Annotated in this window: 10 protein-coding genes; 7 read left to right on the top strand and 3 right to left on the bottom strand. The window is 42.3% G+C overall.

Features of this window, described 5'->3' with window-relative positions; genetic code table 11:
* Positions 1 to 624: 624 nt before the first annotated feature.
* The 4 genes from HMPREF0106_RS11285 to HMPREF0106_RS11300 all read left to right on the top strand — a co-directional run bounded on the left by HMPREF0106_RS11285 (position 625) and on the right by HMPREF0106_RS11300 (position 7,572).
* The gene (locus HMPREF0106_RS11285) at positions 625 to 2,034 is read left to right on the top strand and encodes a Gfo/Idh/MocA family protein (RefSeq protein ID WP_032851392.1); all 1,410 of its coding nucleotides are present in this window, start codon (positions 625 to 627) and stop codon (positions 2,032 to 2,034) included.
* A 114-nt stretch (positions 2,035 to 2,148) separates the two neighbouring features.
* The gene (locus HMPREF0106_RS11290) at positions 2,149 to 3,039 is read left to right on the top strand and encodes a YitT family protein (RefSeq protein WP_009040154.1); all 891 of its coding nucleotides are present in this window, start codon (positions 2,149 to 2,151) and stop codon (positions 3,037 to 3,039) included.
* 72 nt (positions 3,040 to 3,111) lie between these two features.
* Positions 3,112 to 6,453 (top strand): glycoside hydrolase family 2 TIM barrel-domain containing protein, encoded by a 3,342-nt coding sequence (locus tag HMPREF0106_RS11295; RefSeq protein ID WP_009040153.1) that lies wholly within the window; start codon positions 3,112 to 3,114, stop codon positions 6,451 to 6,453.
* 30 nt (positions 6,454 to 6,483) lie between these two features.
* The gene (locus HMPREF0106_RS11300; protein ID WP_009040152.1) at positions 6,484 to 7,572 is read left to right on the top strand and encodes a phosphotransferase enzyme family protein; all 1,089 of its coding nucleotides are present in this window, start codon (positions 6,484 to 6,486) and stop codon (positions 7,570 to 7,572) included.
* Between the two features lie 31 nt (positions 7,573 to 7,603).
* Here the strand turns inward: HMPREF0106_RS11300 and HMPREF0106_RS11305 are convergent, their stop codons facing one another.
* Genes HMPREF0106_RS11305 through truA form a run of 3 tightly spaced genes read right to left on the bottom strand, consistent with a single transcriptional unit; the run spans position 7,604 to position 9,970 of the window.
* Positions 7,604 to 8,254 (bottom strand): DUF3256 family protein, encoded by a 651-nt coding sequence (locus HMPREF0106_RS11305; RefSeq protein ID WP_008645465.1) that lies wholly within the window; start codon positions 8,252 to 8,254, stop codon positions 7,604 to 7,606.
* Between the two features lie 45 nt (positions 8,255 to 8,299).
* A complete protein-coding gene (locus HMPREF0106_RS11310; RefSeq protein ID WP_008020829.1) occupies positions 8,300 to 9,202 on the bottom strand; it encodes a DMT family transporter in 903 nt (300 codons plus the stop codon).
* An 18-nt stretch (positions 9,203 to 9,220) separates the two neighbouring features.
* Positions 9,221 to 9,970, bottom strand: a complete 750-nt coding sequence (gene truA / locus HMPREF0106_RS11315) for a tRNA pseudouridine(38-40) synthase TruA (RefSeq protein ID WP_008020828.1) — start codon at positions 9,968 to 9,970, stop codon at positions 9,221 to 9,223.
* 128 nt (positions 9,971 to 10,098) lie between these two features.
* Here truA and HMPREF0106_RS11320 point away from each other — a divergent pair, with 128 nt between their 5' ends.
* The 3 genes from HMPREF0106_RS11320 (at position 10,099) to HMPREF0106_RS11330 (ending at position 13,557) form a co-directional block, all read left to right on the top strand.
* The gene (locus tag HMPREF0106_RS11320; protein WP_009040151.1) at positions 10,099 to 10,596 is read left to right on the top strand and encodes a hypothetical protein; all 498 of its coding nucleotides are present in this window, start codon (positions 10,099 to 10,101) and stop codon (positions 10,594 to 10,596) included.
* Positions 10,597 to 10,616: 20 nt separating this feature from the next.
* Entirely contained in the window at positions 10,617 to 12,269 is a 1,653-nt protein-coding gene (locus HMPREF0106_RS11325) for a flotillin family protein (RefSeq protein ID WP_008645467.1), read from the top strand.
* Positions 12,270 to 12,426: 157 nt separating this feature from the next.
* Positions 12,427 to 13,557 carry an AAA family ATPase gene (locus HMPREF0106_RS11330; protein WP_004314175.1) on the top strand — a complete coding sequence of 377 codons (1,131 nt, stop codon included), beginning with the start codon at positions 12,427 to 12,429 and terminating at the stop codon, positions 13,555 to 13,557.
* Positions 13,558 to 13,718 lie beyond the last annotated feature (161 nt).

Genomic DNA, 13,718 nt, shown 5'->3' with positions numbered 1-13,718 from the left:
CCGTTTAACNCGTTTCTATGCTGTTCTTAATTAAATGGGAATTTAGCGGTTAAATGAAAATTTATCGGTTAGGCTGAAAGCCTTACAATTATATATTTATTGGGATGCCCTGAAAGGGCTTAATCATATAGCGTAGGGCAACACCCTACGAAAAAAACACACCAGCCACAAGCCCTGAAAGGGCGGAACTGTATACAATTATGCCCTTTCAGGGCGCAAATTCAGATTACCGTTTTTACGTAGGGCGTTGCCCTACGCTATATAATTAAGCCCTTTCAGGGCACTCCGCAAAATTATCATTTAGCTCATTTCCGTACCGAAATGAACTATAATGGATTACCTGCTTATGTAGTTAATCAAAACAAAAGTAGTAAACGTTAAGCAATTCTAAAAAGACCACTTCTTTTTAGGAAAGACCTTCTAACGGCCTGTCTTTTATATGTATTTGTCGATACACAAGACTATACAAAATCAGGTAGAAAAAGTTTGAATCATTTTCTACCTCATAATAGAAGTTTATGATGAAAATATCAGTTATAAATATAAATAGTTGGCTAATTAATTACTATTTTTGACACGTAAATGAAAAACAGCGAATAACCCCTATTAAAAACTTAAAATATGATGAAGAAACTACTCACAGCCACTGCTATCGGCTTGGCTTTGTTAACTTGGCACACCAGTTGTACTCAACAACCAAAGGCTCCGGAAGCCTTTACTCCTATCAAAGTAGAAACTCCTGCCCGCCCTGCCGGACAAGAAGATGTAATCCAACTCGTTACTCCTAAAATTGATACCGTACGTATCGGTTTCATCGGCTTAGGAATGCGTGGTCCCGGCGCCGTAGCACGCTGGACTCATATTCCGGGAACTAAGATTGTAGCGTTATGCGACCTGCTTCCCGAACGTGTTGAAAAATCACAAGAAATTTTGAAGAATGCCGGACTCCCTGCAGCTGCTTCTTACAGCGGAGAGGAAGATGCATGGAAAAAACTTTGCGAGCGGGATGATATTGATCTTGTATACATAGCTACAGACTGGAAGCATCATGCTGCAATGGGTGTCTATGCCATGGAACATGGCAAGCATGTAGCCATCGAAGTTCCTGCCGCTATGACATTGGATGAAATCTGGCAGTTAATCAACACTTCTGAAAAGACCCGCAAGCATTGTATGCAGCTCGAAAACTGTGTATATGACTTCTTTGAACTGACTTCTTTAAATATGGCACAACAGGGCGTATTCGGAGAAGTGCTTCATGTAGAAGGTTCATATATCCACAACCTGGAAGATTTCTGGCCTGAATACTGGAACAACTGGCGAATGGATTATAATCACCTGCATCGCGGTGACGTATATGCGACTCACGGTATGGGCCCCGCTTGTCAGGTACTTAACATCCACCGTGGCGACCGTATGAAAACATTGGTATCTATGGATACGAAAGCTGTCAACGGACCGGCTTACATTAAAAAACAAACAGGAGAAGAAGTGACCGACTTCCAGAATGGTGACCAGACTTCGACCTTGATTCGCACAGAAAATGGCAAAACGATGTTGATCCAGCACAATGTAATGACCCCCCGCCCATACAGCCGTATGTACCAGATAGTAGGAGCCGATGGTTATGCAAGCAAATATCCGATTGAAGAATATTGCCTGCGACCTACACAAGTTGATTCTAAAGATGTGCCTAATCATGAAAATCTGAATGCACATGGCTCTGTATCCGAAAATGTAAAGAAAGCCTTGATGGACAAATATAAAGATCCGATTCACATAGAGTTGGAAGAAACTGCCAAGAAAGTAGGCGGCCACGGTGGTATGGACTTTATCATGGACTACCGTCTGGCATATTGCCTGCAAAATGGATTACCATTAGATATGGACGTTTATGACCTGGCAGAGTGGTGTTGCATGGCCGAACTTACCAGACTTTCCATCGAAAACAATTCTGCTCCGGTAGAAGTCCCCGATTTCACTCGCGGCGGATGGAATAAAGTACAAGGCTATCGTCACGCTTTTGCAAAATAAAACTGAATATATCCTTTTAGCACGAACATAATGAACCAATCCGGCTTCTCCCCCAAAGCCGGATTATTCATGGGTTCGTGTTTGAACATTTTATAGATTATCATAATCACTTTTATGAAAACAGCTATTCCAAAACCTTCTAAGCAAAGCATTATCCGTGAAGCCAGAGATTATGTAATGATTGCCATCGGCATGATTTTGTATGGCATCGGTTGGACCGTTTTTCTACTTCCGAACGATATCACTACCGGGGGAGTACCAGGTATTGCTTCTATTGTATATTGGGCTACGGGTTTTCCCGTACAGTATACGTACTTCAGCATCAACTTCTTTTTATTGCTACTGGCCCTCAAATTGCTGGGGATGAAGTTTTGCATTAAAACTATTTTTGGAGTATTTACCCTCACCTTCTTTCTGTCCGTCATTCAAAAGCTGACAGCAGGTTTCGGACTCCTTTACGACCAGCCCTTTATGGCATGTGTCATTGGAGCATCCTTCTGTGGAGGTGGTATAGGGGTTGCTTTTTCGGCAAACGGAAGCACAGGAGGCACGGATATTATCGCAGCCATCATCAACAAATACCGGGACATCACATTAGGAAGAGTCGTACTCATCTGCGATATGATTATTATTTCTTCCAGTTATTTTGTCTTAAAAGACTGGGAAAAAGTGGTGTATGGGTTTGTAACTCTTTATATTTGTAGCTTCGTTCTCGACCAGGTAGTGAATAGTGCCCGTCAATCCGTACAGTTCTTTATCATATCCAATAAATATGAAGAAATAGGACGGCATATCAACGAATATCCACACCGGGGAGTTACGATTATCAATGCAACCGGCTTTTATACAGGACGAGAAGTAAAGATGCTGTTCGTATTAGCCAAGAAGAGGGAATCGCCTATCATCTTCCGGTTGATTAAAGATATAGACCCGAATGCATTTGTGTCACAAAGTGCTGTCATCGGAGTTTATGGAGAAGGATTCGATCATATTAAAGTAAAATAAAAAAGAAATGAAAAACCAATATTGAGAAACATGAAATTTCGACCAACCCCCAATTTATTAACAGGCATTTTCATGGGAATATTTTCCCTGACAACATTTAATGTAATGGCTGAAAAAGCCGTGAAACCCTATTGGCAGGATGTGCAGGTAGTTGAAGTCAACAAAGAGTATCCACGCACTTCTTTTATGACATACAACAATCGCGCTGATGCCTTGAGTGGCAAGTTCGAACGAAGCAAGTATTACCGCTTGCTGAACGGAACCTGGAAATTCTACTTTGTAGACTCTTACAAAAAGCTTCCCGACAACATTACTGACCCGAATACAAATACAGATTCGTGGAATGATATTCAGGTACCCGGCAACTGGGAAGTACAAGGACACGGAATAGCCATCTACACCAATCATGGTTATGAATTCAAGCCGCGCAATCCGCAACCTCCGGCTCTTCCCGAAGCGAATCCGGTGGGAGTTTACCGCCGGGATATTGATATTCCGGCAGATTGGGACGGACGGGATATCTACCTGCATCTGGCAGGAGCCAAGTCCGGCGTATATGTATATATCAACGGGCAAGAAGTTGGATATAGCGAAGACTCCAAAAATCCGGCAGAGTTTCTTATTAACAACTATGTGAAGCCCGGCAAGAACGTGCTTACCGTTAAAATCTTTCGCTGGAGCACTGGTTCCTATCTGGAATGTCAGGATTTCTGGCGCATGAGCGGTATTGAACGCGATGTTTATCTGTATTCACAACCTAAAGCAGCCCTCAAAGATTTCCGGGTGAAGTCTACCCTGGATGACAGCTACAAGAATGGAATCTTCAGCTTGAATGTCGATTTGAGAAATCACGAGAAGGCAGCAACTAATCTCACATTAGTTTATGAGCTATTGGATGCACAGGGAAAAGTAATCTCTACTGAAGAGAAGACCGCCTATATCCCATCGGACGAAGTACGTACACTTTCTTTCGATCAGAAGCTGGCAGATGTCAATACATGGACATCCGAACATCCGAATCTGTACAAACTGCTGATGACCGTCAAAGAGAATGGCAAAATAAATGAGATTATTCCTTTTAATGTAGGATTCCGCCGTATTGAAATCAAACCTATCGAACAAAAAGCTGCTAACGGAAAACCATACGTTTGCCTGTTCATCAATGGTCAGCCACTAAAACTGAAAGGGGTAAATATCCACGAACACAACCCGTCAACAGGTCATTATGTAACAGAAGAGTTAATGCGTCGTGACTTCGAGCTTATGAAGCAACATAACCTGAACAGCGTACGCCTTTGCCACTATCCGCAAGACCGCCGTTTCTACGAACTTTGCGATGAATACGGTCTTTATGTGTACGATGAAGCCAATGTCGAAAGCCACGGAATGTATTACGATCTTCGAAAGGGCGGTTCATTGGGTAACAACCCCGAATGGCTGAAACCACACATGGACCGTACCATCAATATGTTCGAACGCAACAAGAACTATCCGAGCGTCACCTTCTGGTCGTTGGGAAATGAAGCCGGAAACGGATATAATTTCTATCAGACTTACTTGTGGCTGAAAGAGGCTGACAAAGAGCTGATGAATCGCCCTGTCAACTATGAGCGTGCTCAATGGGAATGGAACTCCGATATGTATGTTCCGCAATATCCAGGTGCCGACTGGCTGGAAAATACAGGAAAGAACGGCAGCGACCGTCCTGTAGCTCCTTCCGAATATGCGCACGCAATGGGAAACTCCACCGGAAACCTGTGGGGACAATGGCAGGCGATTTACAAATATCCGAACCTACAGGGTGGATATATCTGGGACTGGGTAGACCAAGGTCTTCTCCAGAAAGATGAGAATGGAAGAGAATACTGGGCTTACGGAGGTGACTTCGGTGTAGACGCGCCGAGCGATGGCAACTTCCTCTGCAACGGTCTTGTCAATCCGGATCGTGGTCCGCATCCGGCAATGGCTGAAGTGAAATATGTACATCAGAATGTAGGCTTTGAGGCAGTAGATGCCGCTGCCGGTATATTCAAAATCACCAACCGTTTCTATTTCACCAATCTGAAAAAGTATCAGATTCACTATAACGTACTCGCTAACGGAAAGACTATAAAAGGTGGAAAAGTATCTTTGGATATTGCTCCGCAGGCATCCAAAGAATTCACCGTACCGGTAAACGGCTTGAAAGCCCAACCGGGAGTGGAATATTTTGTAAACTTCAGCGTGACAACCACAGAACCTGAACCGTTGATTCCAACAGGATATGAAATAGCATACGACCAGTTCCAGCTTCCTATCCAGGCAGAGAAAGCTATTTATAAAGCAAACGGTCCGGCACTGAAAACAACGACTCAAGGAGATGAGCTAATCGTTTCTTCTTCCAAAGTGAATTTTGTATTCAACAAGAATAGCGGATTAGTTACCTCGTATAAAGTGGACGGCACAGAATATTTCAAAGACGGATTTGGTATTCAGCCTAACTTCTGGCGTGCTCCTAATGATAATGATTATGGTAATGGCGCTCCTAAACGTTTACAGGTATGGAAGCAATCAAGCAAAAACTTCCACGTAACGGATGCAACCATGACAACAGAGAATAAGGTAGTTTCCTTAAATGTGACCTACTTATTGGCTGCCGGCAACTTGTATGTTGTCACATACAAAATCTATCCGAACGGAGTAGTCAATGTAAATGCCAAATTCACGTCAACAGATATGCAGGCAACAGAAACTGAAGTTTCCGAAGCTACCCGCATGGCTACGTTTACTCCCGGAAGTGACGCTGTCCGCAAGGCCGCTTCCAAACTGGAAGTTCCCCGTATCGGTGTTCGTTTCCGCTTGCCGGCACAGATGAACAATGTACAATACTTTGGCCGTGGTCCGGAAGAGAACTATATCGACCGTAATCATGGAACTCTTGTTGGCGTATATAAGACAACAGCAGATAAAATGTACTTCAACTATGTACGTCCACAGGAAAACGGACATCACACAGATACCCGTTGGATCGCTTTATCTCCCGCCAAAGGAAACGGCCTGGTTTTGGTAGCCGACAGTACGATCGGTTTCAATGCCTTGCGCAACTCTATCGAAGATTTTGACTCTGAAGAGGCACTGCCCCACCCTTACCAATGGAATAACTTTAGCCCGGAAGAAGTAGCCAATCATGATGAGAATGCCGCCCGTAATGTATTGCGGAGAATGCATCATGTTAATGACATCGTTCCGAGAGATTTCGTAGAGGTTTGTGTGGACATGAAGCAACAAGGTGTAGGCGGATATGACAGTTGGGGTGCACGCCCGGAACCTTTCCACCAAATCCCAGCTAATCGTGATTACCATTGGGGCTTCACATTAGTACCTGTTCGCTCGGCTAATCAGGCCAACGAGGCGGCTAAATACGATTATCGATAACCTTAGTATAAATTTTTAAAGAAAAAAACCATGAAAGATTTATCTAGCATTGTAGCTAATTTTAAAGTCCAAGGTACGATAGAAGAAATCAAACCTTTGGGTACAGGACTTATTAACGACACTTACAAAGTAAACACCAAAGAAGCAGATGCTCCCGACTACGTTTTGCAACGCATCAATCATGCCATTTTTCAGAATGTAGAGATGCTTCAATCCAATATTACCGCTGTCACCAATCATATTCGCAAGAAACTAACGGAGGCAGGAGAATCGGATATAGAGCGCAAGGTTTTGAGTTTCCTCGAAACAGAAGAGGGTAAAGCATATTGGTTCGACGGTGATAGCTACTGGCGTGTGATGGTATTCATCCCACGCGCCAAAACGTATGAGACGGTGAATCCCGAATATTCAAATTATGCTGGAGAAGCTTTTGGTAACTTCCAGGCTATGTTGGCCGATATTCCGGAAACATTGGGTGAAACCATACCTGACTTCCACAATATGGAGTTCCGCCTCAAACAATTGCGTGAAGCTGTTGCGAAAGATGCTGCCGGACGGGTATCGGAAGTGAAATACTATCTGGACGAAATAGAGAAGCGTGCAGATGAAATGTGTAAAGCAGAACGTTTATATCGTGAAGGAAAACTCCCCAAACGTGTTTGCCACTGCGATACGAAAGTGAATAACATGATGTTCGACGAGGATGGCAAAGTGCTTTGTGTCATCGACCTGGATACGGTAATGCCCAGCTTTGTCTTCTCCGATTATGGCGATTTCCTTCGTACAGGCGCCAACACGGGTGATGAGGACGATAAAGACCTTGATCGTGTAAACTTCAATATGGAAATATTCAAAGCGTTTACCAAAGGCTATCTGAAAGGAGCCAAATCATTCCTGACTCCAATTGAGATTGAGAATCTTCCTTATGCAGCCGCTTTATTCCCATACATGCAGTGTGTACGGTTCTTGGCAGACTATATCAATGGAGATACTTATTATAAAATCAAATATCCGGAACATAATTTGGTTCGTACTAAAGCACAATTCAAACTGCTTCAAAGTGTGGAAGCCAACACACCGGAAATGATCGCATTCATCAACGATTGCTTAAAGAATTGAGAATAGAGGAAAAAAGAGAATGGAGAATTATCTATTTGGTAAAGGCTCCATTCTTCCAATGATAAACAATCGGACGGCGGAGAAACGGTTTCAGTTTCTCTGCCGTTTCTGTTGACATATAATCAGGAGTAGCCAATGTAACAGTCAATTCTGTATTTTCTTTATTAAAATCGGCTTTCATCAATAATATATCTGCCGAACGGCGTGCCTCGTCAAACTCATAAACACCTGCTGAATCCGGCGTATTCAGAAAGTCGCCCATCACAGGCAGGGTAATATAGAGAGATGCTGTAAGCGGTTTCCAGTCATCTGTATAGAAACGGATGCTGCTGTCGCAGGCAGGTGCACAAGCTGTAGAGACTGTACAGATCACGTTCGTCGAGTCATTCAAAGCCAACACTTTCATCTGCCAGGTAGATTGAGAAGACATCTGCATACGGATATAATCTTTACTTAGATCAGTCATCTCCGACTTCTTGCCGAAACGATTCTCTACTTGCGCTTTCATCTTACTTTCCAGAAAGTCAATACAATCTTCCCGGTTTACTTTGGTTAGTAACGGGCTTAGAGAATCCGGCATATTCACAAACAGCGTTTTGGCTTCTTGTGCCCAAAGAGCGGTCGAAGCAAAGAGTCCGACAGCAGAAAAGAATATAGTGATTACAAATTTATTTATTTTCATATCTATCTTATTTAACCTGTGACAAACAGATTTTGTGTAACTGTTTTAATTTTTAGACCCCAAATATAAGAATATCATTCCGATTAACACCAGTATAAGGTCAATCGCTTTGCTTTTTAAATTCTTTTCACGGAAGAGAAGTGCACCGAAAGTGAAAGAGACTACTACACTTCCCCGACGGACCATCGAAACAATGGAAATCATGGAATCGTCATAGCTCAATGCGTAAAAGTAAACGAAATCGGCAGCCGAAAGGAAGATAGAAATCAGGATAATCGTCCAGTCCCAGCGAAACGGGGTGGTAGACTTTCTTTTAGGCCACCAAAGCAATAACAGAATAGGACACATAATAAACACCTGATAAACATTATACCAGGATTGTACCAGCATCGGATTCAGAGACTTCATCAGATACTTGTCATATAATCCGCTGATAGCACCTGTAATGGCAGCCAACACAATAAAGAATATCCATTTGTTATGTTTAAAATCAATTCCTTCTTTCTTCCCCGAACGACTTAACATAAAGAAAGAGACAATGGCCAGCATTACCCCAATCCATTGATAGAGATTCAACCGTTCGCCAAATACCAGCATCGCTCCCACAAGCACCATCACCGGACGAGTGGCGTTGATAGGTCCTACTATGGTTAAAGGCAGATGTTTCATTCCGAAATATCCGAATATCCACGAAGACAACACGATGAACGACTTGATGATGATATATTTATGCTGTTCCCAACCAACAACGGGAACATTAAATATCGTTCCTCCCAACAGGTCCGGTTTATATACGGATATCAGGATAAACGGCAGAAAGATGAGACTGGAAAAAAATGTATTTAGAAACAAAACGGGAAGTACCGCATTATCTTTCAACGATTTCTTCTTGAATACATCATAAAAGCCCAGCAAAGTAGCCGAGAGAAATGCTAATAATAACCACATGAGAATATTTATTATTTATTATTCAAATATACTTTCGGGATATTCCACATTTACCAGAAACAGGGCTTGCCCCGGAGCAGATGTCCCGGCTTTGCAACGGTCTTGTTGTTCGATAACCCGCCGGAAGCCTTCAACAGTAAGTTTCCCTCGTCCCACTTCAATCAGCGTACCTACGATAGCTCGCACCATATTTCGCAGGAAACGGTCGGCACGGATGGTAAACACCCAAGTAGCATCATCTTCCTGCGTCCATTCGGCATGAGTGATATGACAGATATTGGTCTTTACATCCGTATGAAGTTTGCTGAAGCTCGTAAAGTCAGTGTACTCGAAAAGGGTACGTGCAGCTTCGTTCATGAGTGCATAATCCAACTGATTATAAACTCGCCAACGATATTGCCGGTTAAAAGGATATTTCGATGTCGTTACATAATACTTGTAAGTTCGCGCAGTCGCATCAAAGCGGGCATGCGCATCCGGCCGGACCCGGCAAACACGATAAATGGAAATATCGGGAGGTAACAAACGGTTTAATTTATCGGCAACTGATATTTCATCCAACGGCTCATCGAAGTCAAAATGAGCAACCATCAGGGAAGCATGTACCCCGGCATCTGTCCGACCTGCCCCTATTACTTCAATTTCGCGACGCAGAAAGGTAGACAATGCTTTCATCAGACATTCCTGCACACTAATCCCATTCGGTTGAATTTGCCAACCATGATAGTTGGTCCCGTCGTAAGCCAAATAAATAAAATACCTTTGCACGCTAATTCCTCATTTTAGGGTTTTCGCGCGCAAAATTAATCATTTTATCTCATTTATCTTTGTATAATTCACATAAACCTGTATATTTACAGAACAAAATAATCATGATTTACTAATACCCCACAATTATGAGTAGTACCATTTTCCTCATCATCGCCCTCGTCACGACAGGCATCTTTCTTATTCAATTCGTATTATCCATCTTTTTCGGAGATATAGATGCAGATGTAGACATGGATGCTGATATCAGTAGCGTAGTTTCTTTTAAAGGACTTACCCATTTCGGAATTGGATTCGGATGGTACATGTATCTGGCGGGAAACACGGAAATTCAAAGTTACATAATCGGTATTCTAGTGGGTCTTTTCTTTGTTTTTGCCGTCTGGTTCCTCTATAAGAAAGCTTATCAACTGCAACAAGTGAACCACAACGAGCAGACCGATCAGCTTGTGGGACGGGAATGTGTGATCTATTTCAAACAAAGCGACAGCAAATATACTGTACAGACCACCCGTGACGGAGCCATGCGCGAAGTAGACGTCATCTCCGAATCCGGAAAAGCATATCAGACTGGCGACAGAACAATGATTACCAGCTACAAAGACGGAACGCTATTCATTCAATAATTATTCAAATACACAATTTTATGACACAAGAAATGTTAATCATGGCTGCTATACTAGTGGCAGTCATCCTACTCACTTTTATTGGTATCCTTTCGCGTTACCGCAAATGTAAGAGTGATGAAGTCCTCGTTGTATATGGTAAAACGGGAGGAGATAAGAAGTCGGCAAAGCTATATCATGGTGGTGCGGCTTTTGTATGGCCGATTATTCAGGGATATGAATTCCTGTCCATGAAACCAATGCAGATCGAATGTAAACTGACCGGTGCATTATCCGCTCAAAACATTCGTGTAGACGTGCCGACTACAATCACTGTAGCTATCAGCACCGATCCTGAAGTGATGCAAAACGCTGCTGAACGTATGCTGGGATTAACAATGGATGACAAGCAGAACTTAATTACTGATGTTGTATATGGTCAGATGCGTATGGTGATCGCCGATATGACTATCGAAGAATTAAATTCAGACCGAGATAAGTTCCTGGCTAAAGTGAAAGATAACATCGATACCGAACTTCGCAAATTCGGTTTGTATCTGATGAACATTAACATCAGTGACATTCGCGACGCTGCCAACTACATTGTCAACTTAGGTAAGGAAGCTGAAAGTAAAGCACTGAACGAAGCACAGGCTAACATCGAAGAACAGGAAAAGCTGGGTGCTATCAAAATTGCCAATCAGATAAAGGAACGTGAAACGAAAGTAGCAGAAACCCGCAAAGATCAGGATATTGCTATTGCAGAAACAAAGAAACAACAGGAAATCTCTGTTGCAAATGCGGATAAGGACAGAATCTCGCAAGTAGCCATCGCCAACGCGGAAAAAGAATCGCAAGTAGCAAAGGCTGAAGCTGAAAAGAATATCCGAATCGAGCAGGCAAATACCGAAAAGGAAAGCCGCGTTGCCGAACTGAATTCCGACATGGAAATCAAACAGGCGGAAGCTGCAAAGAAAGCTGCCATCGGACGAAATGACGCACAGAAAGAGGTAGCACTTTCCAATGCAGAACTAGCTGTAACACAAGCCAATGCCGACAAGCAAGCCGGTGAAGCTGCCGCGAAATCGGAAGCTGCTGTACAGACTGCACGCGAAATTGCGCAAAAGGAAGTGGAAGAAGCTAAGGCACGGAAAGTGGAATCTTCATTGAAGGCTGAAAAGATTGTTCCTGCGGAAATCGCCAGACAGGAAGCTATTCTTCAGGCAAATGCCATCGCTGAAAAGATTACCCGCGAAGCGGAAGCACGTGCAAAGGCTACTTTAGCACAAGCCGAAGCGGAAGCAAAAGCTATCCAAATGAAACTGGAAGCAGAAGCGGAAGGTAAGAAACGGTCATTACTTGCTGAAGCGGAAGGTTTCGAAGCAATGGTAAGAGCAGCCGAATCGAATCCGGCTATCGCTATCCAATATAAGATGGTAGACCAATGGAAGGAAATCGCCGGCGAACAGGTAAAGGCGTTCGAACACATGAACTTGGGAAATATCACTGTATTCGACGGAGGAAACGGTGGAACTAGCAATTTCCTGAATACATTAGTAAAGACAGTAGCTCCGAGCCTTGGCGTATTGGACAAGCTTCCTATCGGTGAAACTGTGAAAGGTATTATTAATCCGGAAAGCAAAACGGAGGAAAAGCCTGCAACTAAAGCTGACGAGAAAAAAGATAAGAAATAGTTGTAATCCGACATAATATACGCTGATGAGAAAAGAATGATTACTTGTTCTCATCAGCGTTTGTTTTTTATATAATTCAAATAAATCTTTGAATATTCCAGATTTATTACGTTCTTTGTGTTACATAAAACATGTAACGTAAAATATGTAATAAGTCATGAAGCCATACAATCCATTCCTTGTATACGGTTACAACAGTCCCGAATACTTTTGCGATCGGGAGAAAGAAACTGATAAAATGATTTCAGCTTTACTAAATGAACGTAACCTGACCTTAATATCCCCCCGACGCATGGGAAAGACGGGACTCATCAAAAATGTATTCTATCAAATGAAGCGGGAAAATAATCCGAATGCTGCCTATTTTTATATGGACATTTACTCCACACGTGATTTAAAAGCATTCATCCAGTTACTTGCTCAAAATGTACTTGGAGAATTAGATACTCTGTCCCAAAACATACTCCGGCAAATGACTGCTTTCTTCAAATCTTGCCGTCCTATTATCAGCGCTGACGAAAGAAGTGGTATGCCTACCGTAACATTAGACTTTGCTCCTACCCACGCTGAACAAACATTGAAAGAAATACTCAATTATATGGTAGCCTCAAAGAAACAGTGTTATCTTGCCATTGATGAATTCCAACAAATTACAGAATATCCGGAAAAAGGTGTAGAAGCATTGCTCCGCTCTCATATCCAATTCATGCCCAATGTACATTTTATCTTTTCCGGAAGTAAAAAGCATGTAATGGAAGAAATGTTTACTTCTGCAAAACGTCCTTTTTATCAAAGTACCCAAATCATTGTATTAACGGAAATCCCACTGGAGAATTATTATTCGTTCGCACACTCATTCTTTGCTAAGGAAAAAAGAGAGTTGACACTAGAAACATTTTCTTATTTGTACCAACTTGAAAACGGACACACATGGTACGTCCAAAGTATACTCAACCGATTGTATGAAAAGAAAATCAACCCCATTGATAACCGACTGGTAGATAGATGTATAAACGACATTTTAGATGAACAGGAAACCATATATCAAAGTAACCTGACTCTACTAACCAACAATCAAGTAGATTTATTGAAAGCTATTGCCACAGAAGGCTGTATAAAAAGCATAAATGCCAATGACTTCATCAAAAAGCATCATTTAAAAACGCCCAGCAGCGTTAACGTGGCACTAAAATCCTTACTGAATAAAGAACTGATATATAATACACCAGATGGGTATATTGTCTATGACCGTTTTTTCGGAAAATGGCTGAAAGATGCAGTAATCTAATACGCACTAGAAATGATTGGTTCTTAATCAAATTCCGTGCTACTTATTTATGTTCAATAACCTTATTCATGGCTATTCCGGGGTACTTTAAGATGCATATAGCTTGGATAATTTATTTGCTATTTCTAATATGCCGATATCCCTTTATCCATCAACCTTTC

The sequence above is a fragment of the Bacteroides sp. D22 genome, from assembly GCF_000163675.1.
In the GTDB taxonomy this organism is placed as follows: Bacteria; Bacteroidota; Bacteroidia; order Bacteroidales; family Bacteroidaceae; genus Bacteroides; species Bacteroides xylanisolvens.
The sequence above is the reverse complement of the archived record's forward strand: the minus strand, read 5'-3'. Positions and strand labels throughout refer to the sequence as shown.